The sequence below is a fragment of the Microbacterium sp. AZCO genome (assembly GCF_039614715.1).
Classification (GTDB): domain Bacteria; phylum Actinomycetota; class Actinomycetes; order Actinomycetales; family Microbacteriaceae; genus Microbacterium.
In genome coordinates, this window is record NZ_CP154857.1 from 1,122,392 (window position 1) to 1,145,233 (window position 22,842).

18 protein-coding genes are annotated in these 22,842 nt (G+C 72.0%); 1 reads left to right on the forward strand and 17 read right to left on the reverse strand.

Going from position 1 to position 22,842, the window contains the following annotated elements:
* Positions 1–46: 46 nt before the first annotated feature.
* Together AAIB33_RS05280 and rpe are read right to left on the reverse strand one after the other, a co-directional pair.
* Complete coding sequence (locus AAIB33_RS05280; RefSeq protein WP_345802511.1) at positions 47–310, reverse strand: phosphoribosyl-ATP diphosphatase; 264 nt, start codon at positions 308–310, stop codon at positions 47–49.
* Positions 311–362: 52 nt separating this feature from the next.
* Complete coding sequence (gene rpe, locus AAIB33_RS05285) at positions 363–1,043, reverse strand: ribulose-phosphate 3-epimerase (protein ID WP_345802512.1); 681 nt, start codon at positions 1,041–1,043, stop codon at positions 363–365.
* A gap of 20 nt (positions 1,044–1,063) precedes the next feature.
* Here rpe and glsA point away from each other — a divergent pair, with 20 nt between their 5' ends.
* Entirely contained in the window at positions 1,064–2,236 is a 1,173-nt protein-coding gene (glsA, locus tag AAIB33_RS05290) for a glutaminase A (protein ID WP_345802513.1), read from the forward strand.
* A gap of 59 nt (positions 2,237–2,295) precedes the next feature.
* On the opposite strand, the gene AAIB33_RS05295 is transcribed toward glsA, so the two are convergent.
* The 15 genes from AAIB33_RS05295 to AAIB33_RS05365 form a co-directional block, all read right to left on the reverse strand.
* Positions 2,296–3,660: a transcription antitermination factor NusB gene (locus tag AAIB33_RS05295; protein WP_345802514.1), complete on the reverse strand. Its 1,365-nt coding sequence runs from the start codon at positions 3,658–3,660 to the stop codon at positions 2,296–2,298.
* Positions 3,657–4,580 carry a methionyl-tRNA formyltransferase gene (gene fmt, locus AAIB33_RS05300; protein WP_345802515.1) on the reverse strand — a complete coding sequence of 308 codons (924 nt, stop codon included), beginning with the start codon at positions 4,578–4,580 and terminating at the stop codon, positions 3,657–3,659. The genes AAIB33_RS05295 and fmt overlap by 4 nt, the downstream gene beginning before the upstream one ends.
* Positions 4,581–4,588: 8 nt before the next feature.
* Positions 4,589–6,580 (reverse strand): primosomal protein N', encoded by a 1,992-nt coding sequence (locus AAIB33_RS05305; RefSeq protein ID WP_345802516.1) that lies wholly within the window; start codon positions 6,578–6,580, stop codon positions 4,589–4,591.
* A gap of 101 nt (positions 6,581–6,681) precedes the next feature.
* Positions 6,682–7,875, reverse strand: a complete 1,194-nt coding sequence (gene metK / locus AAIB33_RS05310) for a methionine adenosyltransferase (RefSeq protein ID WP_345802517.1) — start codon at positions 7,873–7,875, stop codon at positions 6,682–6,684.
* Between the two features lie 100 nt (positions 7,876–7,975).
* A complete protein-coding gene (gene rpoZ, locus AAIB33_RS05315; protein WP_345802518.1) occupies positions 7,976–8,230 on the reverse strand; it encodes a DNA-directed RNA polymerase subunit omega in 255 nt (84 codons plus the stop codon).
* 74 nt (positions 8,231–8,304) lie between these two features.
* On the reverse strand, positions 8,305–9,201 hold the full coding sequence (gmk, locus tag AAIB33_RS05320; protein WP_345802519.1) for a guanylate kinase: 897 nt from the start codon (positions 9,199–9,201) through the stop codon (positions 8,305–8,307).
* The gene (gene pyrF / locus AAIB33_RS05325; RefSeq protein WP_345802520.1) at positions 9,194–10,072 is read right to left on the reverse strand and encodes an orotidine-5'-phosphate decarboxylase; all 879 of its coding nucleotides are present in this window, start codon (positions 10,070–10,072) and stop codon (positions 9,194–9,196) included. Before pyrF ends, gmk begins: the two co-directional genes overlap by 8 nt.
* Positions 10,069–13,356 (reverse strand): carbamoyl-phosphate synthase large subunit, encoded by a 3,288-nt coding sequence (carB, locus tag AAIB33_RS05330; RefSeq protein ID WP_345802521.1) that lies wholly within the window; start codon positions 13,354–13,356, stop codon positions 10,069–10,071. Before carB ends, pyrF begins: the two co-directional genes overlap by 4 nt.
* A complete protein-coding gene (gene carA, locus AAIB33_RS05335) occupies positions 13,349–14,524 on the reverse strand; it encodes a glutamine-hydrolyzing carbamoyl-phosphate synthase small subunit (RefSeq protein WP_345802522.1) in 1,176 nt (391 codons plus the stop codon). The genes carB and carA overlap by 8 nt, the downstream gene beginning before the upstream one ends.
* On the reverse strand, positions 14,521–15,030 hold the full coding sequence (locus tag AAIB33_RS05340; RefSeq protein WP_345802523.1) for a hypothetical protein: 510 nt from the start codon (positions 15,028–15,030) through the stop codon (positions 14,521–14,523). The genes carA and AAIB33_RS05340 overlap by 4 nt, the downstream gene beginning before the upstream one ends.
* Positions 15,027–16,337 (reverse strand): dihydroorotase, encoded by a 1,311-nt coding sequence (locus tag AAIB33_RS05345; RefSeq protein WP_345802524.1) that lies wholly within the window; start codon positions 16,335–16,337, stop codon positions 15,027–15,029. The genes AAIB33_RS05340 and AAIB33_RS05345 overlap by 4 nt, the downstream gene beginning before the upstream one ends.
* The gene (locus AAIB33_RS05350; protein ID WP_345802525.1) at positions 16,337–17,293 is read right to left on the reverse strand and encodes an aspartate carbamoyltransferase catalytic subunit; all 957 of its coding nucleotides are present in this window, start codon (positions 17,291–17,293) and stop codon (positions 16,337–16,339) included. The genes AAIB33_RS05345 and AAIB33_RS05350 overlap by 1 nt, the downstream gene beginning before the upstream one ends.
* A complete protein-coding gene (gene pyrR / locus AAIB33_RS05355) occupies positions 17,290–17,820 on the reverse strand; it encodes a bifunctional pyr operon transcriptional regulator/uracil phosphoribosyltransferase PyrR (protein WP_345802526.1) in 531 nt (176 codons plus the stop codon). Before pyrR ends, AAIB33_RS05350 begins: the two co-directional genes overlap by 4 nt.
* A 95-nt stretch (positions 17,821–17,915) precedes the next feature.
* Entirely contained in the window at positions 17,916–19,478 is a 1,563-nt protein-coding gene (locus tag AAIB33_RS05360; protein ID WP_345802527.1) for a Rieske 2Fe-2S domain-containing protein, read from the reverse strand.
* A gap of 81 nt (positions 19,479–19,559) precedes the next feature.
* Entirely contained in the window at positions 19,560–22,814 is a 3,255-nt protein-coding gene (locus AAIB33_RS05365) for a DEAD/DEAH box helicase (RefSeq protein ID WP_345802528.1), read from the reverse strand.
* Between the last annotated feature and the right edge of the window lie 28 nt (positions 22,815–22,842).

Genomic DNA, 22,842 nt, shown 5'->3' on the forward strand with positions numbered 1-22,842 from the left:
GACGGGGGCTTTCGGTTCTGGGCGTCGGGGATCTCTTCAGCGGGACTCAGAGATGTCGGTAGACGTCCTCGAGCGACAGGCCCTTCGAGATCAGCAGCACCTGCAGGTGGTACAGCAGCTGCGAGGCCTCCTCGGCCGTGGCATCCGTCGACTCGTACTCGGCCGCCATCCAGACCTCGGCGGCTTCCTCGACGATCTTCTTGCCGATGTAGTGCACACCCGCGTCGAGCTCGGCGACGGTACCCGAACCCTCGGGGCGCTCGACCGCTTTCGCGGAGAGCTCGGCGAACAGCTCGTCGAACGTCTTCACCATGCCAGGGTACCGGGCGCCCGGGATGCTCCGGCGCCGCGTGACACCGGGCTCAGTGGTGGTGGGCCGCTGCGAGGCCGCGAAGGCCGCGGATCGCGGCATCCGGATCCCCCGCACCGAATACGGCAGACCCCGCGACGAAGGTGTCGGCGCCCGCCTCGGCAGCCTGCGCGATCGTCGCCTCGCCGATGCCGCCGTCCACCTGCAGCCATACCGACGATCCGCGACGGCGGGCCTCGTCGGCGAGAAGACGGAGCTTGGGCATCGTGTCGGGCATGAACGACTGCCCGCCGAAGCCGGGCTCGACCGTCATGACGAGGATCTGGTCGAACTCTCCCAGGTGGTCGAAGAGGGATTCGACCGGCGTTCCCGGCTTGACGGCGACGCCGGCGCGCGAGCCGATCTCGCGCAGTCGGCGGGCGAGGGCGACGGGCTCGGCCGCCGCCTCCAGGTGGAAGGTGACCGACGCGGCGCCCAGCTCCGCATATCCCGGAGCCCAGCGATCGGGATCGGTGATCATGAGGTGCACGTCGAGCGGCACGGGGCTCGTCGCCTGGATGCGCTCGACCATCTGCGGGCCGAACGTGAGGTTGGGTACGAAGTGGTTGTCCATGACATCGACGTGCACGAAGTCGGCTCCGTCGATGCGGGCGAGCTCGGCCTGCATGTTCACGAAGTCTGCGGCGAGGATGCTGGGATTGATCCGGATGCTGTCCTCGTCGTGGCGCTGCATCCGTCCATTATGGTCGAGCCGTGGATCCCATCACGGCGCTGCTGGCGCAGGTACTGGACGACATCCGGGGCGACGATCGCGGGGCGCCCGCGTCGTACATCCCGGAGCTCGCGACAGTGGACCCCGACCACCTCGCCTTCGGCGTCGTCGGGCCGCGCGGCCGCATCCGGTCGGTGGGAGACGACGAGGTCGAGTTCACGATCCAGTCGATCTCGAAGCCCTTCGTCCTCGCGCACGTGCTCGCCCAGCGCGGCCTCTCGGACGTCCTGACGCGCGTCGGCGCCGAACCCAGCGGCGAGCCCTTCAACGCCATCAGCCTCGAAGAGGGCACCGGCCGCCCCGCCAACCCCATGGTCAATGCGGGCGCCATCGCGACGACGGGCATGGTGCCGGGCGACGACGTGGCCTCGCGCACCGAGAGCGTCCTCGCGACGCTGTCCGCCTTCGCCGGTCGACGGCTGCGCGTCGACGAGGACGTCTACCACTCGGAGTCGTCGACGGGCGATCGAAATCGCGCCCTTGCGCACCTCATGCGGTCGTACGGCATCATCGACGCGCCCGTCGACCTCGCGGTGGAGACGTACTTCCGGCAGTGCTCGATCCTCGTGACGGTGCGCGACCTCGCCGTCATGGCCTCGACCCTCGCCTTCGGCGGCGTGAACCCGGTGACGGGCGACCGCGTCGTGCAGGAGCGCGTCGCGCGCGACGTGCTGTCGATCATGTCGAGCTGCGGCATGTACGACTTCTCCGGCGAATGGATGCTGCGCGTCGGCCTGCCGGCCAAGAGCGGCGTGAGCGGCGGCGTGCTCGCCGTCGCGCCGTCGCAGTTCGGCGTCGCGGCGTTCAGCCCGCGCCTCGACGAGCACGGCAACAGCGTGCGCGGGCAGGCCATCGTCGAGACCCTCTCCGACCGCATGGGCATGCACCTGCTCGAGCCGCACGAGAGCATCTCGCAGCCCATCGTCGACGTGTCGGAGACGAGCGACGGCCGGGTCATCCGGCTGAGCGGCGAACTGGGATTCGCAGCCGCGGAGCGCGTGCTCGTCGTGCTGCGCGACCTGGCGACGATGGCCCCGAAGGATGCCGTCCTCCTCGTCGACGGCCGCGAGCTGGCCCGCACGCACCCGGCGGCGATGGTCGCCCTGCGCTCCGAGCTCGAGCTGCTGCCGGGGACGATCCGCTTCGTGGAGTAGCCCGCCTCCCTCACCCGCCGGTGGCCCCGTCGCGGCGAGAGGCGGACGGATGCCGCGGGTCAGCGCTTGCGCAGGAGTGAGATCGACATCGCGTCCGTGTTGTGCCGGTGCGGCCACAGCTGTGCGCGCTTCGACCCGTCGGCCTGCTCGGGCAGACGCGGGTCGGTGTCGGCGAGGGCGGTGAGGACCGCCCGGGCGTCGAGCTCCTCGATCGCGTCGCCGAAGGAGCGCCGGATCTCGCCGACCACGCCCGACGTCTCGGCGAGGTGCGGCGAGCACGTGACGTAGGCGACGATGCCCCCCGGCTTGAGTGCGACGACGGCCGCGCTCAGCAGCTCGGTCTGCAGCTCGGTGAGCGCCGGCACATCCGACGGCGATTTGCGCCACCGCGCCTCCGGGCGCCGGCGCAGGGCGCCGAGGCCCGTGCACGGCGCGTCGACGAGGATGCGGTCGTACGCGCCGGGGTTGTCGGCGGCCCGGATGCGTCCGTCGGCCTCCGACACGGGCACCTCGAGCGGAACGCCCTCGATCGCGCGACGCACGAGTCCGGCCCGGGCCGGCGACACCTCGTTGGCCTCGAGCAGGGCGCCCCCGGCGAGCGCCTCGGCCGCCAGCACCGCCGTCTTGCCGCCGGGCCCGGCGCACAGGTCGAGCCAGCGCTCGCCCTCCCGCACCGGCTCGGCACGGGTCAGCGCGAGCGCGGCGAGCTGCGAGCCCTCGTCCTGCACGCGGATGCGTCCGCCCGACCGGGCGACGAGCCCCTCGGGGTCTCCCCCGCCCAGGCGGAAGCCGAACGGCGAGAACGGCGTGCGTCGGGCGTCGCCCGGCGGCTCGGCGAGCCCGGGGAGGGCCGCCATCGTGACGCGCGGCGAGGCATTGTCGGCCGTGAGGAGGGCTTCCAGCTCGTCGGCGCGGCCCTCGGCCGCCAGGGCGCGCCGGAACGCGCGCACGACCCACACGGGATGCGCCGACACGAGGCCGAGGCGTTCGTCGTCGGAGCGCGCCGACTCCTCGACACGCGTCATCCAATCCCCCGGCGTGTCCCGCGAGATGCGCCGCAGGACCGCGTTGACGAAGCCGGCCGCCCCGCGGCCCGCGGGCCGTGCGAGCTCGACGGACTCGTGCACGGCGGCGTGCGAGGCCACGCGCGTCGAGAGCAGCTGGTGCACGCCGAGGCGGAGGGCGTCGATCACGGGAGGATCGATGTCCTGCGCGGAACGGTCGGCGGCGAGGGCGATGACGGCGTCGTAGGTGCCGCGACGGCGGAGGGTGCCGTACGTGAGCTCGGTGGCCAGCGCCGCGTCGGCCGTGGAGAGTGCGGCGCGATCGATCGCGGTCGGCAGCAGGAGATTGGCGTACGCATCGGACTCGTTGACGGCGCGCAGCACGTCGTACGCGACCTGGCGCGCGGCGCTCGCGGTCATGAGGCGATCACCGATCCCTCCGCGCGAAGTCCGCGCCACCAGTCGGCTGCCGCCATCGCGGCCTTGCCGGCGGGCTGGACGCGCTCGAGGACGATCGGACCGCTCCCCGTGCCGGCGTGGACGGCGCGGCCCACGAGCACGATCTCGCCGGGTGCGAGCGTCGCGGCGTCCGTGGGCGCGGGCGCGACGGCGAGCACCTTCAGCCGCGCGTCCGCGAGCGTCGTGTGGGCGCCGGGCTCGGGCGTGACGCCGCGGATGCGCGAGAGCACGGCATCCCGCGGCTCGTCCCAGCGGATGCGTCCGTCGTCCAGCGTGAGCTTCGGTGCGAGAGTCGGCTCCCCCACCTGCGGTGAGGCGTGCGCGGTGCCGGCGGCGATGCCGTAGACGACGTCGCTCACAAGCGCCGCGCCGCGGTCGGCGAGCTCGGCGAGGAGGTCGGCCGCCGTCGCGCCGTCCGGCACGGGGAGGCGCAGTTCGGCGAAGACGTCACCCGCGTCGAGCTCGGGCACCAGCTGGAAGACAGCGGCTCCCGTCTCGGCGTCCCCCGCGATGAGCGCTCGCTGCACGGGGGCCGCCCCGCGCCAGCGGGGAAGAAGCGAGAAATGCAGGTTGATCCACCCGTGGCCAGGCAGCGACAGCAGAGGTTCGCGCACGAGCCCGCCGTAGGCCACGATGACCCCGAGGTCGGGCTGCAGCGCCCGCACGGCGTCGGTCGTCGCGGCATCCAGCCGGTCCGCCTTGATGATGTCGAGGCCGAGCTCGGCGGCGGCCTGCGCGACGGGCGATGGCGTCAGCACGCGCTTCCGGCCGAGCGGAGCGTCGCTGCGCGTGACGACGGCGACGATCTCGTGGTCGGAGGCCGCGAGTCGGCGCAGCGACGGAACGGCGGCGTCGGGGGTCCCGGCGAAGACGAGGCGCATGGAGTTCCTCACAGGTCGAGGTCGGGCAGGTCGACCCGCACTCTGAGTGTATTGCGGGCGCCCGGCGCCCTTCCCTTCGCGGCCTTGCGCGCGCGCAGCGCGTCGGCGACGACCGACGAGCGGAGGCTCTCGGCGACGCGGGCACCCTGGCCGTAATCGAAGCGCACGAGGGCGCGGGCGCCGCGTTCCGTGCCGGTCACGGGTCCGAGGACGTCGTCGGCGTCGAGCTCGGGGACGTCCTCGCGGAGCGTCGCGATCGCGGTGCGTACGGCGTCCGCAGGACCGTCGAGAGCCGCCACGCGCACGGCGGGCGGCATGCGCAGCGGCGCGCGGTCGGCGAGCTCCCCGCGCGCGTAGGCGGCGGGCGTCCAGGTCGCCAGGGCCCGTGCCACGGGTCCCGCGACGCCGACGAGATGCACCGGTGCGCCGGGTGCGGCGAGGGCCGCGGCGTTCATCCACCACCGCAGCGCAGACTCGCCGATGCGCAGGTCGTCGGCGAGCAGCATCCGCTCCCCGTCCAGCAGGATGACGGCACGGTAGCCGCCCTCGGCGATCGGCTCCGCGCCGCGGGTCGCCACGACGAGGGCGGGGCGCGCGTCGACGCGCAGGACCTGGTGCTCGCCGTCCGCGACGATGACGCGGGTGCCGGCGAAGGCCCGGCCCAGCTCGTCGGCGGTGCGCTCGCTGCCCGACGACGCCATGCGCACGCGCGGCGAGGCGCAGTGCGGGCATACCCAGCCGTTGGCGGAGCGTCCGCACCATCCGCACTCCGGGACCGCGCCCGGTCGAGCGGCGTGGAGCGGGCCCGCGCAGTGCGCGCACCGCGCGGGGCGCCGGCACTCCGCGCACACGAGCACGGGGGCATAGCCGGGGCGTGCGACCTGCACGAGCACCGGCCCGGACTCGAGTGCCTCGCGGGCCGCGGCGAACGCCGCCGACGGGACGCGGGCACCCCGCGACTCCCCCTCGCGCGTGGCGCTGAGCACGACGCGGGGGCTCGAACGACGCGCCGGCGGCACATCCCGCACCCACCCGAGCGAGACGAGCCGCTCGACGTCGGTCGTGCGGGTGTGGCCGGCGAAGAGGAGGGCGCACGCGTCGAGCTCCTGCCGCACGAGACCCGCGTCGCGTGCATGCACGCCGGGAGTCAGCGGCTCGGAGAGGAGCGGGTCGCCGTCGTCCCACAGCGCCACGAGGCCCGGTGCGTGGACCGGCGCGTACACGGCGGACCGGCTGCCGATCACGATGGAGGGCACCGGGTCGAGGGTGCGGAGGAACCCGGCGTATCGCGCGGGCGACGATTGCCGCGCATCGTGCCTGACGAGGGCATGCTCGGGCACACGCGACGCGAGGGCGGCCTCGAGCTGCGCCTGGTCGCGGTGGTCCGGAACGACGAGGATCGCACTCCGGCCACCCCCCAGCGTGTGGACGGCGGCCGCGGCGAGCAGCTCGGCCCACGCGCCGATCGTCAGGGTCGATCCGTCGGGACCGGGGACCGCCGCAGGCCGCGCCGGGGCTTCGAGGGCGAGCCGGCCGGAATCGTCGATGCCCGCCGCGAGGCCCGGGTAGGCGGCGAGCACCCGGCCGGCCCACTCGAGCGCCGCAGCGTCGACGGCGGGGAGCTCCGGCGCGGGCGCCGAGATCCACGCCTTCTCGGCGCGCACCATGCGCTTCGGGATCGCGAGGCGCAGGATGTCGGATGCGGATCCCGCCGCGCGGTCGGCGACGCGGCGCGCGAGCGCGTACAGCGACGGGGTCAGGACCGGAACCGGCGACACGACGGCGTCGAGCTCGGAGAGCGGACGATCGCCCGGTTCCTCCTCGACACGCTCGACCAGGTACCCGTCGACGACCCGCCCTGCCGTGCGGAGCGGAACGCGCACCCGCACGCCGGGGGTGGCATCCCGGTCCCATTCCGGCGGGATGGCGTAGTCGAACAGGCGATCGAGCTGCGGGAGGGGCGAGTCGAGCAGCACGCGCGCGACGGGGCGCGCCGTCACCTCAGCGCTCCGTGCTCGTCACGGCCTCGCGGAGACGGGATGCCACGTCGGCCTCACGGAGACGCCGTGCGGCGTCGGCCTCGAGGAGGCGCGGCGCCACGTCACAGCCCCGCAGCGCTGCGCAGCTCGTCGACGCGGTCGGTGCGCTCCCACGTGAAGTCGGGAAGCTCGCGGCCGAAGTGGCCGTAGGCCGCCGTCTGCGCGTAGATCGGGCGCAGGAGGTCGAGGTGCTCGATGATCGCCTTGGGGCGAAGGTCGAACACGTCGCGGATCGCGCCCGTGATGACGTCGTCGGCGACATGGCCCGTGCCGAAGGACTCGACGTAGAGCCCGACGGGCTTCGCCTTGCCGATCGCGTACGCGACCTGCACCTCGAGACGGTCCGCGAGTCCCGCGGCTACCGCGTTCTTCGCGACCCAGCGCATGGCGTACGCGGCCGAGCGGTCGACCTTGGACGGGTCCTTGCCGCTGAACGCGCCGCCGCCGTGCCGTGCCGCGCCGCCGTAGGTGTCGATGATGATCTTGCGGCCCGTGAGCCCCGCATCGCCCTTGGGCCCGCCCGTCACGAACGGGCCGGCGGGGTTGATGTAGTAGTTGACCGACGGGAAGTCCAGGCCGGTCTGCGCCAGCACCGGATCGATGACCTCGGCGCGCACGAGCTCGCGGAGCTCGTCCTGCGGGATGTCGGGATGATGCTGCGTCGAGAGCACGACCGACTCGATCGTCTTCGGCGTCTGACCGTCGTACCCGAGCGTCACCTGCGTCTTGCCGTCGGGCCGCAGGAACGGCAGCGCGCCGGACCGGCGAGACTCGGCGAGACGCTCCGCGATGCGGTGCGCCGTCCAGATCGCCATCGGCATGAGCTGCGGCGTCTCTTTCGTGGCGTAGCCGAACATGATGCCCTGGTCGCCGGCGCCCTGCAGGTCGTGCGGGTCCTCCGAGCCGTCCTCGCGGCGCTCGAAGGCCTTGTTGACACCCGCCGCGATGTCGGACGACTGCGCGCCGATCGACACGCTCACGCCGCACGACTCCCCGTCGAAGCCGGTCTCGCTCGACGTGTAGCCGATGCGGTTCACGACGTCGCGGACGATCGCCGGGATCTCGACATAGGCGCGCGTCGACACTTCACCCGCGACATGCACGAGGCCGGTGGTCACGAGCGTCTCGACGGCGACGCGGCCCTGAGGGTCTTCGCGCAGGATGGCGTCGAGGATGCTGTCGGAGATCTGGTCGCAGATCTTGTCGGGGTGCCCCTCCGTGACGGACTCGGAGGTGAACAGGCGCAGCTCGGTCATCGTGCTCCAGGATCGTTGCGGGCGAGGGACAGCACCAGTCTGCCGCCCACCGCCGACAGAGCGGCGGGCGGCGCCGCGCGGGGTAATCCGCCGCGCAGGGTCAGTCGAGGCTGCGCAGGCGGAGCTTGTCCTCGTGGATCTCGTGGAGCGCGATCGTGAGCGGCTTGTCCTCGACGGTCGAGTCGACGAGCGGGCCGACGTTGTCGAAGAGGTTACCCTCGTGCAGGTCGGAGTAGTAGTCGTTGATCTGACGCGCGCGCTTCGATGCGTAGATCACGAGCTGGTACTTGGAGTCGACCTTGTCGAGCAGGTTGTCGATGGGCGGGTCGATGATGCCCTGGTTCGTTCCGGCCATGGGGGAACCTCCTGGTTCGGGGGCGGATGAAGTCATCGGCGCACGCATCACCGGCGCGCGCCCAAAGATACAGTCTACCGCGTCAGCGAGACGACCTCTTCGGCGGCGCGGCCGACCTCGTCGTTCACGACGCGGTAGTCGAACTCGTGCTGCGCGGCGAGCTCGACCTTGGCGGTGCGCAGGCGGCGGGCGCGCTCCTCGGCGCCCTCTGTGCCACGACCGACGAGACGCTGCACGAGCTCGTCCCAGCTCGGCGGCAGGAGGAACACGAGCGTCGCGGACGGGTCGGCCTCGCGCACCTGCCGAGCGCCCTGCAGGTCGATCTCGAGCAGGACGGTCTTGCCCTCCCCCAGCGCCGCCTCGATGGGCGCGCGCGGCGTGCCGTAGCGGAAGCGGTTGTGCACCGTCGCGTGCTCGAGCAGCTCGTCCTCCCGCACGAAGCGGTCGAACTCGGCGTCGTCGACGAAGTAGTAGTGCTCGCCGTCGACCTCGCCGGGGCGAGGGGCGCGCGTCGTCGCCGACACGGAGAGGTGGATCTCGGGATGCCGCTGCGCGATCTGCGCCGCGACAGTGCCCTTGCCGACCGCGGTCGGGCCGGCGAGCACGACGAGCCTGCTGCGGCCCTCGCGCGGCTGCAGTTCGGGCCAGCGCTCCTCGAGGAACGCCTCGATCGCGCGGCGCTGGCGGGCGCCGAGGCCGCCGAGGCGCTTGACGGGCGAGATGCCGAGGCGCTCGAGGATGCGGTCGCGCTTGCCCTCCCCGATCGCGGGGATGCTCGTGAGGAACTCCGTCACGCGCATCGTGCCGGCGGGGGACGTCGGCTCCGCGAACGCCCGGCGCAGCAGCTCCTGCGGGGTGATGACGCGCATCGCGACGTCCTTCTTGAGCGACGCGCGGGCGCGCCGCGCCGCGACGGCGCGACGCGAGGCCGCGACGCGGTCGACTTCGGGTGGATGCTGCGCGTCAGCCATGGGATTCACCACGGTACAGGGCGGCGCGCTCCGCGATGCGCGCCGCGAGCCCCGAGGGGCCGGCGGAGAGGATGCTGCGGCTCTCGGACGCGATGACGTTGGCCGCGGTCGCCCCGAAGAGGCGGTCGAGGTCGGCGGGCTCCGCGCCCTGCGCGCCGAAGCCGGGCGCGAGGATCGGCGCGTTGCGGAGGACGTCGTCGGTCAGCCCGAACTCGTGCCGGTCGACGGTCGCACCGACGACGAGACCGGCGGGTCCGAGCCCTCCGGCGAACGCGGCGGAGCCGTTGACCCACGCGACGTCCCGCGCGACGCGGGCCGCGACGGTCTCGCCGTCGCCCGCGGCGACATCGGTCGTCTGCGCCGTCTGCAGGGACGCAGCCTCGGGGTTGCTCGTCGCGGCGAGCACGAAGACGCCCTTCCCGCCGCGGACGGCGAGGGTGAGGGTGCCGCGCAGCGACTCGGGGCCGAGGTAGGGGCTGACGGTGAGGGCGTCGGCTTCGAGCGGCGACCCCTCCTCGAGCCAGGCGGAGGCGTACCCGTCCATCGTCGTGCCGATGTCGCCGCGCTTCGCATCGGCGATCACGACGAGGCCCGCCTCGCGCGCCGCCCGGAGGACGTCCTCGAGCGCCGCGAAGCCCGCGGAGCCGAAGCGCTCGAAGAACGCGACCTGGGGCTTGACGATCCCGACGCGTCCGGCGGCGGCGTCGACGACACGGAGGCCGAAGTCGCGCACGCCGTTGCCGGAGGCATCCATCCCCCACTCCTCGAGCAGGTGCGCGTGCGGGTCGATGCCGACGCACAGGCGCCCGCGCTGCTGGAAAGCGGCGGTGAGCCGCGCTCCGAACCCTTCGACGGACTCAGGGACCGTCACGCGCGCTCCGCCCGGTCGACGGCGTACTCCTGCAGGCTCTTGACCTCGAAGCCCTCGCGCAGCACCGGCAGCGCGCTGACGGCCGCGCCGAGCACGGCCATCGTCGTGAAGAGGGCCTTGTCGGCGGCGACGGCCGCGGCGCGGATCTCATAGCCGTCGGCGCGAGCTGTGCCGCCGGACGGCGTGTTGACGATCATGTCGATCTCGCCGGCGTTGATGAGGTCGACGATGTTCGTGTCGCCGGTGTCCTGGGTCTCGGAGTACTTGCTCACGACCTCGACGGCGATGCCGTTGCGCGCGAGGATCTCGGCCGTGCCCTCCGTGGCGACGAGGTCGAAGCCGAGCTCCTGCAGGCGGTGGGCCGGCAGGATGACGGCGCGCTTGTCGTCGTCGGCGACCGAGATGAACACGCGTCCCTCGAGCGGCATGCCGCCGTACGCGGCCTCCTGGCTCTTGGCGAACGCCGTCGGGAAGTCGCGGTCGATGCCCATGACCTCGCCCGTCGAGCGCATCTCGGGGCCGAGCACCGAGTCGACCATGAGGCCGTCCTTCGTGCGGAACCGCTTGAACGGCAGCACCGCCTCCTTGACGGCCACCGGCGCGTCGAGCGGCACCCGCGAGCCGTCGACCTCGGGCAGAAGGCCCTCCGCCTTGAGCTCGGCGACCGTCGCACCCGCCATGATGCGGGCGGCGGCCTTCGCGAGCGGGATGCCGAGCGCCTTCGAGACGAACGGCACCGTGCGCGATGCGCGCGGGTTCGCCTCGATGACGTACAGGACGCCCGCCGAGACGGCGAACTGCACGTTGAGCAGGCCCCGCACGCCCACGCCCTCGGCGATGGCGCGCGTCGCCTCGCGGACGCGGTCGATCTCGGTGCGGCCGAGCGAGATGGGCGGCAGCGTGCAGCTCGAGTCGCCGGAGTGGATGCCGGCCTCCTCGAGGTGCTCCATGACGCCGCCGACGTACAGCTCCTGTCCGTCGAAGAGCGCGTCGACGTCGATCTCGACGGCGTCATCGAGGAACCGGTCGACGAGGAGCGGCATCCCGGGCCCGATGATGGCCTGATCCGCGATGCGCACGAAGTAGTCGCGCAGGCTCTCGGTGTCGTAGACGATCTCCATGCCGCGGCCGCCCAGGACGAACGAGGGCCGGACGAGCACCGGGTACCCGATCTCCTCCGCGATCGCGACGGCGCCCGCCTCGTCGATCGCCGTGCCGTTGCGCGGAGCGACGAGGCCCGCACGGTCGAGCAGGCGGGAGAACAGCTCGCGCTCCTCCGCCAGGTCGATCGCGGCGGGGCTCGTGCCGAGGATGCGGTAGCCCGCCTCTTCGATGCCCTTCGCGAGGCCGAGCGGCGTCTGGCCGCCGAGCTGGCAGATCACGCCGAGGATCTCGCCCGACTGCGCCTCGGCGTGCAGCACCTCGAGCACGTCCTCGAGCGTGAGCGGCTCGAAGTAGAGGCGGTCGCTCGTGTCGTAGTCGGTCGAGACGGTCTCGGGGTTGCAGTTGACCATGATCGTCTCGAAGCCCGCCGCGTCGAGGGCGAACGACGCGTGGACGCACGAGTAGTCGAACTCGACGCCCTGGCCGATGCGGTTCGGTCCTGAGCCGATGATGACGACCTTCGTGCGATCGGACGGCGTCACCTCGGTCTCGAAGTCGTAGCTCGAGTAGTGGTACGGCGTGAGGGCCGGGAACTCCCCCGCGCACGTGTCGACGGTCTTGAAGACGGGACGGATGCCGAGTCCCTGACGGACGCCGCGCACCTCCCGCTCCGTGTCACCGCGCAGCTGCGCGATCTGAGCGTCGCTGAAGCCGTGCTCCTTCGCGACGCGCAGGGTCGCGGCATCCAGCTCCCCCGCCGTGCGGACGAACTCGGCGACCTCGTTGATGAGGGCGATCTGGTCGAGGAACCAGGGGTCGATCGCCGTCGCCGCGAACGCCTGCTCGATAGTCGCGCCCTTGCGCATGGCCTGCTGAAGCACGACGATGCGGCCGTCGGTCGGGGTCTTCGCGACCTCAAGGAGCTCCTCGACGGAGCGCGGCTCGTCGCCCCAGTGGAAGCTCGAGCCCCGCTTCTCGAGCGAGCGCAGCGCCTTCTGCAGCGCCGTCGCGTAGTTGCGGCCGATGGCCATCGCCTCGCCGACCGACTTCATGGTGGTCGTGAGCGTGATGTCGGCGGCGGGGAACTTCTCGAAGTTGAAGCGCGGCACCTTGACGACGACGTAGTCGAGCGTGGGCTCGAAGCTCGCCGGCGTCGCCCCCGTGATGTCGTTGGGCACCTCGTCGAGGCGGTAGCCGATCGCGAGCTTCGCGGCGAGCTTCGCGATCGGGAAGCCCGTCGCCTTCGACGCGAGCGCCGAGGAGCGCGAGACGCGCGGGTTCATCTCGATGACGATGATGCGACCCGTCTTGGGGTCGACGGCGAACTGGATGTTGCACCCGCCCGTGTCGACGCCGACGGCGCGGATGATGTCGATGCCGATGTCGCGGAGCTTCTGGTACTCGCGGTCGGTGAGGGTCAGCGCCGGAGCGACCGTGATCGAGTCGCCCGTGTGCACGCCGACGGGGTCGACGTTCTCGATGGAGCAGACGACGACCGTGTTGTCGGCCGTGTCGCGCATGAGCTCGAGCTCGTACTCCTTCCAGCCGAGGATCGACTCCTCGAGGAGCACCTCGCTCGTCGGGGAGTCGTGCAGGCCCGCGCCGCCGATGCGGCGGAGATCTGTCTCGTCGTACGCGAAGCCGGAGCCGAGCCCGCCCATCGTGAAGGACGGGCGCACGACGAGGGGGTAGCCGAGCTTCTCGGCGCCGGCGAGCAGATCCTCCATCGAGTGGCAGATGACGGATGCCGCGACATCCGCCCCCGCATCCAGCACCAGCTGCTTGAAGATCTGCCGGTCCTCGCCCTTGCGGATCGCGTCGACCTTGGCGCCGATGAGCTCGACGCCGTGCTTGTCGAGGATGCCGCGGTCGTGGAGCGCGATCGCGGCGTTGAGGGCCGTCTGGCCGCCCAGCGTGGGGAGGATCGCGTCGGGCTTCTCCTTCGTGAGGATCGTCTCGAGCACCTCCGGCGTGATCGGCTCGATGTAGGTCGCATCGGCGAAGTCGGGGTCGGTCATGATCGTGGCCGGGTTCGGGTTCACGAGGATGACGCGCAGGCCCTCCTCGCGCAGCACGCGGCAGGCCTGCGTGCCGGAGTAGTCGAACTCCGCGGCCTGGCCGATGACGATCGGGCCCGACCCGATGACGAGGACGCTCTTGATGTCGTCGCGCTTAGGCATTGCGCTCCTTAGTCGGTCCCTGAGCCTGTCGAAGGGTCGCCACGACGAGGTCACGGAAGCGGTCGAAGAGGTAGTTGGCGTCGTGCGGGCCCGCGGCGGCCTCGGGGTGGTACTGCACCGAGAACGCCGGGATGTCGAGGGCGCGCAGGCCCTCGACGACCCGGTCGTTGAGGCCCACGTGCGACACCTCGATGCGGCCGTAGCCGTTGGGGCTGTCGAACGAGCCCTCGAGGGGCGCCTGCACGGCGAAGCCGTGGTTGTGCGCCGTGATCTCGACGCGGCCCGTCTGCTTGTCGAGCACGGGCTGATTGATGCCACGGTGCCCGAACGGGAGCTTGTACGTGTCGAGGCCGAGCGCGCGGCCGAGCAGCTGATTGCCGAAGCAGATCCCGAAGAACGGCAGACCATCGTCGAGCACGCCGCGGAGGAGCTCGACGTGGTCCCCCGAAGCTGCCGGGTCGCCGGGGCCGTTCGAGTAGAACACCGCGACGGGGTCGATCGCGCGGATCTGGTCGATCGTGACGTCCTGCGGGAGGACGTGCACCTCGAAGCCGCGGTCGGCGAGGTTGTCGACGGTCGCCTGCTTGACGCCGAGGTCGAGCACGGCGAGGTTGCCGATGCGCTCGCCCCTCGCGGGGGTGACCTCGGCCGCCGCGACGGAGACGGACGCCGAGAGGTTCTGTCCCGCCATCTCCGGCGCCTCCCGCACGAGGCGGAGCTGCTCGTCGGCGTCGATCGCCGCGGCCTCGCCCGAGAAGATCCCGCCGCGCATGCTCCCGGCGGAGCGGATGTGACGCGTCACGGCCCGCGTGTCGATGCCGCTGATGCCCACGATGCCGTCGTTCACGAGCGCGTCGTCGAGCGACTCGTCGGCGCGCCAGTTCGACACGACGCGGGAAGGGTCGCGGACGATGTAGCCCGACACCCAGATGCGGCGGGACTCGGGGTCTTCGCCGTTCATGCCGGTGTTGCCGATGTGCGGTGCGGTCTGCAGCACGATCTGGCCCGCGTAGGAGGGGTCGGTCAGGGTCTCCTGGTAGCCGGTCATCCCGGTCGAGAAGACGACCTCGCCGAGGGTCGTGCCGGTCGCGCCGTAGGCGCGGCCGACGTGGCGGGTGCCGTCCTCCAGCACGAGGACGGCCGGGCCTGTCTGGAACAGGGAGGTCATGCGTCTGATCCTGTCGTGGTCGGGGTGAGGATGGCGTCGACGGCGTCCGCGACCTGGCGGGCCGAGGCATCCTGCGGCCTGAAGTAGGAGTCGACGAGAGAGCCCTCGTCGGTGCGCCAGTCGAGACGGACGAGTCCGTCCGGCTCGACGGCGCGGTCGATGGCGACGGACGCCTGCGCGACGCCCGCGATGCGGCTCGTCGGGAGGAAGACCCGCGGCTGGCCGGTCAGGTCGAGGGCGACGCCCACGTCGGTCACGATGAGGTCAGCCCGCGAGCGGAATCCCAGCCCGCGGATCGCCAGGCGCTCGAGCGGCTCACCGTGCCTCGTCGTCGCGACGTAGAACCCGTCGAACGTCGCCGACACGAGCGCCGAGGCGGGCGCGTCGCCCACGGGGGCGGTGAGACCGCGGTCGCGGCGGGTGCGACGCGCCCATGCCCACGCGAGGAGGGCCAGCAGCACGACCGCGACGCCGATCATGACGAGGAGGGCGCCCTGCTGGGTCACGCGCGCACCCCCGGTGTCTCGAGGAGCGCGCCGTCGACGACGGTCGGGATGCCGCGGTGCAGCGTCCAGCGCACCTCGCCGGGCAGCTCGCGGCCGAGGTACGGGGAGTTCACGCTGCGCCCGCGGAGGTCGCCGACCCCGAACGCGCGGACCGGCTTCGGGTCGTAGAACGTGACGGATGCCGCGTGCCCCGCGCTGAGCGGGGTGCCGTGGCCGTCGAGCCGGCCGATGCGGGCGGGCGTGCGCGACATGATCCGCGCGACGTCGGCCCACACGATGAGGCCCGTGTCGACCATCGCCTCCTGCACGACGCGCAGCGCGCTCTCGAGCCCGACCATGCCGTTCGCGGCCGCCTGCCACTCGCACGCCTTCGCCTCGGCGGGGTGCGGAGCGTGGTCGGTCGCGACGATGTCGATCGTGCCGTCGGCGAGTCCCTCGCGCACGGCGAGGACGTCTTCCTCGCGGCGCAGCGGCGGGTTCACCTTGAAGCGGGCATCGTAGCCGCGCGCCAGCTCGTCGGTGAGGAGCAGGTGGTGCGGGGTGACCTCGGCCGTGACGTTGACGCCGCGGCGCTTGGCCCAGCGGATGATCTCGACCGAACCGGCGGTCGAGAGGTGGCAGACGTGCAGGCGCGACCCGACGTGCTCGGCGAGCAGGACGTCGCGCGCGATGATCGACTCCTCGGCGACGGCAGGCCACCCGGCGAGCCCGAGCTCCGCCGAGACGCGGCCCTCGTTGAGCTGCGCGCCCTCCGTGAGCCGCGGGTCCTGGGCGTGCTGGGCGATGACGCCGTCGAACGCCTTCACGTACTCGAGCGCTCGCCGCATGATGAGCGGGTCCCAGACGCAGAAGCCGTCGTCGCTGAAGACGCGCACGCGGGCGCGGGAGTCGGCCATCGCGCCGAGCTCGGCGAGCCGCTCCCCCTTCTGCCCCACGGTGACGGCGCCGATGGGCTGCACCGTGACGTAGCCGGCGGCCTCGCCGAGGGCGAGCTCCTGCTCGACGACTCCCGCCGTGTCGGCGACGGGCGACGTGTTCGGCATCGCGAAGACGGCTGTGTAGCCGCCTGCCGCGGCGGCGCGGGAGCCGGTCAGGATGGTCTCGGACGCCTCGTACCCGGGCTCGCGGAGGTGCGTGTGCAGGTCGACGAGACCCGGCAGGGCGATGAGACCGTCGACGTCGATCTCGGTCGCGCCCGCGCGGCTGAGGCCCGTGCCGACCTCGACGATCGCACCGTCCTCCACGACGAGGTCGGCGGCTTCGCCGCCCTCGAGCTTGGCGCCCTTGAAGATGAGGACCTCGGCCATCACACGTCCTCTCGTTCGTCAGTACCGGCCAGCAGCAGGTAGAGCACCGCCATGCGCACCGAGACGCCGTTGGTCACCTGTTCGAGCACGGTGGAGCGCGGCGAGTCGGCGGCGTCGGCGGAGATCTCCAGGCCGCGGTTCATCGGGCCCGGGTGCATGACCATGCTATCGGTGCCGAGCGCCGCGAGCCGTGTCGCGTCGAGGCCCCAGCGCCGGGAATACTCCCGTTCAGTGGGGAAATACGCGGCGTTCATGCGCTCGAGCTGGATGCGGAGCATCATGAGGGCGTCGCAGCCGTCGGCGATCGCCTCGTCGAGGTCGTAGCGGACGCGCACGGGCCAGTCCGACACGTCCTGCGGCACGAGGGTCGGGGGCGACACGAGCGTGACTTCGGCGCCGAGGCTCGTCAGCAGCCAGACGTTGGAGCGCGCGACGCGCGAGTGCAGCACGTCGCCGACGATCGTGACCCGGAGGCCTGCGAGGTCGCGGCCGCGGCTGTCGTCGCCGAACGTGCGCTTGCGGATCGTGAAGGCGTCGAGGAGGGCCTGCGTGGGGTGCTCGTGCGTGCCGTCGCCGGCGTTGACGACGCCCGCCGTGATCCACCCGCTCGTCGCCAGGGTGCGCGGCGCGCCGGAGGCTCCGTGGCGGATGACGACGGCATCCGCCCCCATCGCCTGCAGCGTCTGGGCGGTGTCCTGCAGCGACTCGCCCTTCGAGACGCTCGAGCCCTTCGCGGAGAAGTTGATGACGTCGGCGCTCAGGCGCTTGGCGGCGGCCTCGAACGAGATGCGCGTGCGCGTGGAGTCCTCGAAGAAGAGGTTGACGACCGTCTTGCCCCGGAGTGTCGGCAGCTTCTTGATCTCGCGGCGCTGCGTGTCGGCCATGTCCTCGGCGACGTCGAGGATGCGCAGGGCCTCGGCCCGGCCGAGCGTCTTGGTGTCGAGCAGGTGCCTCATGACTCGATCGTCACCTCCTCGGCGCCGTCGATCTCCGACAGGCGCACGTTGACGCGCTCCTCGCGGGCGCTGGGCAGGTTCTTGCCCACGAAGTCGGGCCGGATGGGCAGTTCGCGGTGCCCGCGGTCGACGAGCGTCGCGAGTCGCACGGCGGCGGGGCGGCCGATGTCCTGCAGAGCGTCGAGCGCCGCCCGGATGCTGCGGCCGGAGAACAGCACGTCGTCGACGAGCACGACGGTCTTGCCGTCGATGCCGCCCGCCGGGATCTGCGTCGGCTGCGGGGCCCGCGTCGGATTGCGATGCAGGTCGTCGCGGTACATCGTGACGTCGAGCGACCCGACGGGCACGGGGTGGCCGCCGAACTCGGTCACGAGCGCGGCGACGCGGTTCGCGAGGGTGACTCCTCGAGTGGGGATGCCGAGTATGACGAGATTCTCCGGGCCTCTGTTGGACTCGAGGATCTCGTGCGAGATCCGAGTCAGTGCCCGGGCGATGTCGGCCTCGTGCAGCACGGTGCGCGTGCTCATCCGCCGCTCCCTTCTCCGCCTCACAGGACGGGGTTAAAGGTTGCTGTGGTGTTCGCTCCAGCCTACCGGACGCCCCGGCACCGCCGAGGCAGGGGTCAGGCGGCGGGCTGCTCGGCGTCGGCCTCGACCTGCGAGGCGCGGATGGGGTGGCCCTGCGACGTCAGGCACTTGCCGGAGGCGAGGTCCCACTTCCAGTCGTGGAGGGAGCAGGTGAGGACGCCGTCCTCGATCTTGCCCGTCTTGGTCAGGTCGGCGCGCAGGTGCGGGCAGCGGCGCTGCACCATCCAGTCGCCGAGCTGGGCGTCCTCGGTCTGGTCGGTCTGCTCGGCGTACCAGTTCTCGACGTACTCGATCCGGTCGCGGGAGAGGCACTTGAGGAACGTGGTGAGGAACTCGTTGAACTTGCCGCTGCGGCCGACCTCGAACTGCATCGACAGGAAGATCGAGTTCGACCAGTCGATCTCGCCGTCGCGGATGTTGGTCGAGACGAGGTCGGCGGGGATCGTGTACCAGTAGATGCACTCCTCCCCCGCGTACTCGCGCACCTTCGCCTTGGGGAAGTCGACGACCATGTCCAGCTCGCCGATGCGGAACCGCACGTTGCCGCCGACGCCGTTGCGGATTGTGCGGGCGCGGCGCAGCAGCGGCTCCCACCACTCCTTGATCGCCGCGAGCATCTCCTCCGGCGGAAGGACGGGGGCACGGGATGCCTCCTCCGCCCGGATCTCGTCCTGCCGCGAGTCTCGCTGCTCGGCCAGATAGGCCCACTTGTCGTCGAAGATCCGGTCGATCTCGGCATCCGTGTACAGGGTCTGCGTCACCGACAGCTCGCCGTTCTCGATCTCGACGACCGTCCCGGGGACGAACTCGTACCCCTTCTGCTGCGGACGGAGCTCGCGCATGTGCGCGAGGAACTCGCGCTGATCGGTGAAGATCGCATCCCCGTCCAGGCCCTGCCCGTTGTAGCGGAACAGCTCCTCGCGCAGGAACATCGGCGGGCCGGCCATCGGGAAGACGTGCTCGGCATCCACCTTCTCGATGTAGTACATCGCCCGCTTGTTCTGCGCGTCGCGCTTGAGCTTGGCGAAGTTCTGCTTGGCGTCCTGCGGCAGGTCGTAGACCATCGGCCACCAGATCGCGCCGGACACCTGCGTGAAGTACGCCTCGGGCTTCGAGAACGACATCAGCTTCTCGAGGTCGAGGGGGTGCGAGTCGTTCTGGTTCAGGATGCTGGCGGTGCCGTCGTCCACCGACAGCGACGAGTCGCCGATCGGCCCGTCGCTGGGGGCGCGCAGCGGCGTGACCATGATCTTCAGGTCGCCGAACTCGAGCGGCACGCCGGCCTGCGTGTAGACGATGTTGTCGTAGCCGAGCCGGCGGAGATCCTGCTCGAGGTCGTCGGTCGGGTACTCCGGGAGCAGCACCCTGATGGTCTTCGGGACGACCCGTTCCATGAGCGCGGGGTCGAAGTGGTCGCGGTGGCGGTGCGAGACGTAGAGGAAGTCCGCGTTGCCGAACCGCTCCCAGTCCAGCCCCCGGTTGTCGGGGAACGGGAACCACGAACCGAAGAAGGTCGGACCGATCACCGGGTCGCACAGGATGCTGCCGCCCCTGGTCTCGATGAACATTCCGGCGTGGCCGAGGCCCGTGATGCGCATGGGGAGTCCTCCAGATCGAACCTGTCGAGTCTAATCGCGACGCTCCGACCGCCACGGGTGTCGAGGCCGCGTGGGCTCGGATCAGAGGTCGAACAGGCCGCGGATGTCGTCGGCCGAGAGCGCCTGGCCGAACAGCGCGTCGTCGTCCATGACCGCGCGGAAGAGGCGCGCCTTGCGCTGCTGCAGCGCCATGACCTTCTCCTCGATCGTGCCGTTCGCGATGAGTCGGTAGACCATGACGCTGCGGGTCTGTCCGATGCGGTGGGCGCGATCCACGGCCTGCGCCTCGGCCGCGGGATTCCACCACGGGTCGAGCAGGAAGACGTAGTCGGCTTCGGTGAGCGTCAGTCCGAAGCCGCCCGCCTTGAGGCTGATGAGGAAGACGGGCGCGTCGCCGTCGCGGAAGGCTCCGACGGCCGCATCGCGGTCGCGCGTCGAGCCGTCGAGGTAGGCGTACGGCACGCCCCGCGCCTCGAGCTGCTTCGCGACGAGCCCGAGGAACGACGTGAACTGGCTGAACACGAGCGCGCGGTGCCCCTCCTCCAGCGCCTCGTCGAGCTGTTCGAAGAGCGCGGTCAGCTTGCTGGGCGCGATGTCGGCGTGCGTGGGGTCGACGAGCTCGGGCGCGAGGCTCAGCATGCGAAGGAGTGTGAGCGACCGGAAGACGATGAAGCGGTTGCGGTCGAGGTCGTCGAGGAGGCCGAGCACCTTCTGGCGCTCCCGCTGCAGCACGGTGTCGTAGAGCGCGCGGTGCGCGGGGCTCAGCTCGACGCGCACCTCCTGCTCCTGCTTGGCGGGGAGATCGGCCGCCACCTGCTCCTTCGTCCGGCGCAGCACGAGCGGACGGATGCGGCGCCGCAGCCGCTCGAGCCGAAGCCGACGCCCGTCGCCGCCCTCCTGATCGTCGGGCACCTTGCCCTTCTCGATGGGCTTGACGTACTCCTCCCGGAACCGCCGCGCCGACGCGAAGAGCCCGGGGGCGGTGAGCGACAGGAGCGCCCAGAGCTCGGTGAGGCTGTTCTCGAGGGGTGTGCCCGTGATTGCGAAGACGACGTCGGCCGTGAGGGCGAGCACGGCGCGGTGCGCCTTCGTCTGCGCATTCTTGACGAACTGCGCCTCGTCGAGCACGACCCCGGCCCAGTCGATGCGTGCGAACTCGCGCTGCTCGAGGCGCAGGAGCGTATACGACGTCACGACGACGTCGGCGCGGGGCGCGGCATCCCGAACCGCATCCCGGCGCGTGCCGCCCCGGGCGCCGACGACCGCGACACGGAGGCCGGGCGTGAAGCGCTCCGCCTCGGCCTGCCACGTCGACAGCACCGAGGTGGGCGCCACGACGAGGAACGGCCGCGTCTCCCCCGCGTCGCGTGTGCGGGCGATGAGCGCGAGCGTCTGCAGGGTCTTGCCGAGGCCCATGTCGTCGGCCAGGATGCCGCCGAGCCGGTGCTCCCACAGGAACGCGAGCCAGTCGTATCCGGCGCGTTGATAGGGCCGCAGCTCGGCGCGGAGCCCCGACGGCAGTGGCGCAGTGGGCACGCCCTCCGCGCTGCGCAGACCCTCGGCGGTCGCTCGCCACGACACCGCCGGCGCGGCCTCGTCGGCGAGGTCCTCGAAGTCGGCCCACAGGTCGGTCTGACGCCGGTTGAGGCGCGGGCCGGTCTCCCACTCCTCGAGCTCGCCAGCTTCCTCGATGAGGTCGCGCAGGCGCTGCAGCGCCGGATGGGACAGGGAGAAGTACGCGCCGTCGCTGAGCAGGATCTTCTTGCGCCCGCGCGACAGCGCCGTGAACAGCGGCGCGAACGGGACGCTCCGCCCGTCGATCGTCACGACGACACCGAGGTCGAACCAGTCGGGATCCGTCGACTCGACCGTCGTGATCACGATCCGCGGATCGCCGGTGAGCTCGCGGTAGCGCGGGCGCTCGCCGGAGACCTCGACGACGACCCCCTCGAGCCCCTCGAGCGCGGGAAGCACGTGCGCCGAGAATTCGGCAGCCTCCAGACCCGACAGCGCCCCCGAGGGTTCGAACGGGACTGTGGATGCCGCGTCCCACACCTCCCGCAGGCGCCGGCTGATGGCGGCCTCGGCCGGGTCGTCGCGTTCCGCGGTCAGCGGCGCGGTGAACGGCACGGCGGCCTCCCGGCCGTACCGCCATGCGAGGGCGAAGTCGAGCCGGTGCGACGGCGCGAAGGCCACCGAGAGCACGAGAGTCGGCCGCGCGGCGGCGGGCAGTGCGACGCCGGCCGTCTCGACCGGTCCGAGCCGCACGAGCCTAGGAAGATGGTCGGCGAGGAACTCGGCGGAGTCGTCGGCGGGCACCACCGCCGGGACGCCGCCGGCGAGGAGCGCGTGCAGCGGCTCCGACAGCGCGACGGGGGCGACGGTCAGCGCGAGGCCGGAGCGGACCACCTCGAACCGATAGACGCCGATGCGGCCGATGGGTCGGAGGGAGGCGGCATCCACCGGCTCGCCGTCGATGGTCGCCCGCGCCGTGACGACGAGTCCGCCGTCCTTCCGCGCCACGTGCAGCCCGACGTCGGCGTGCGCGAGGGAGGCCGTCTGGGTTCGACGCGTGGGGAGGATCGGGATGCCGCGCTCGGCCGCGAGCTCGAGATGCGGCCAGAACAGACTTGACTCGATCTCGTCGAGTGTCAGCCACTCACCGCCGTCGGTGAAGGTGCCGAGGGTGCGCAGCTCGCGCCCGATGCTGTGCAGCTCGGCGAACCACCTCGCCTGCCCGAGGTCGTAGCGGGTCGTCGGGCGCCGCACGGCGTCCCACGAGACCTCTCCCTTGATCCACGCATCGCTGCGCTCGCTGCGCTCCAGTGGTCGGAGCCCGACGAGCACGTCGGACCCGAACTGGTGGAGGCCCCGCGGCGTCGCGGTCTCGACGCGCGCGGGCGCCCACGTGGACGCGCCCCGGCGCACCCGCTGCCGCAGCTCCACCCCGAGCGCGAGAGCCGTCGCGGTGCGCGGTGCGGAGGCTCCCGATGAGCCGAGTAGCGTGCGCCAGACGGCGGGCGCCGCCGGACCCGAATGCTCGGCGAGGCTGTTGCCCGCGAGGATCGTCGCGACGGCGTGCTTGCAGTCGAACTGCACGGGACACGAGCACGCCATCGCCGCGATGGGCCGGTCGGGCCGGTGCGGGTCGAGCCGCACGCGCGACCGATAGACGCGCCCCGCCGTGCCGATGACGTCGGACTCGAGGACGGACGTCGACGGGTCCCACGTGAGGCCGCGCACGGCGCCGGACTCGAAGCAGCCCGCTCCCCGCTCGTACGTCTGCGCGCCCGCCCGGCCGCGGATGTGCGACAGAGCGATGTGCGGGGGGCTCACGGCATCCATCATCCCGCCGCCCGCCGAC

Coding starts and splice junctions, on each gene's coding strand:
- rpe (WP_345802512.1), bottom strand. CDS start 1,043: ATGCAGCGCCACGACGAGGACAGCATCCGGATCAATCCCAGCATCCTC.
- AAIB33_RS05295 (WP_345802514.1), bottom strand. CDS start 3,660: ATGACCGCGAGCGCCGCGCGCCAGGTCGCGTACGACGTGCTGCGCGCC.
- fmt (WP_345802515.1), bottom strand. CDS start 4,580: ATGCGCCTCGTCTTCGCCGGGACCCCCGACGCCGCCGTTCCGTCGCTG.
- metK (WP_345802517.1), bottom strand. CDS start 7,875: ATGACCGAGCTGCGCCTGTTCACCTCCGAGTCCGTCACGGAGGGGCAC.
- rpoZ (WP_345802518.1), bottom strand. CDS start 8,230: ATGGCCGGAACGAACCAGGGCATCATCGACCCGCCCATCGACAACCTG.
- gmk (WP_345802519.1), bottom strand. CDS start 9,201: ATGGCTGACGCGCAGCATCCACCCGAAGTCGACCGCGTCGCGGCCTCG.
- carB (WP_345802521.1), bottom strand. CDS start 13,356: ATGCCTAAGCGCGACGACATCAAGAGCGTCCTCGTCATCGGGTCGGGC.
- carA (WP_345802522.1), bottom strand. CDS start 14,524: ATGACCTCCCTGTTCCAGACAGGCCCGGCCGTCCTCGTGCTGGAGGAC.
- AAIB33_RS05345 (WP_345802524.1), bottom strand. CDS start 16,337: ATGGCCGAGGTCCTCATCTTCAAGGGCGCCAAGCTCGAGGGCGGCGAA.
- AAIB33_RS05350 (WP_345802525.1), bottom strand. CDS start 17,293: ATGAGGCACCTGCTCGACACCAAGACGCTCGGCCGGGCCGAGGCCCTG.
- pyrR (WP_345802526.1), bottom strand. CDS start 17,820: ATGAGCACGCGCACCGTGCTGCACGAGGCCGACATCGCCCGGGCACTG.
- AAIB33_RS05360 (WP_345802527.1), bottom strand. CDS start 19,478: ATGCGCATCACGGGCCTCGGCCACGCCGGAATGTTCATCGAGACCAGG.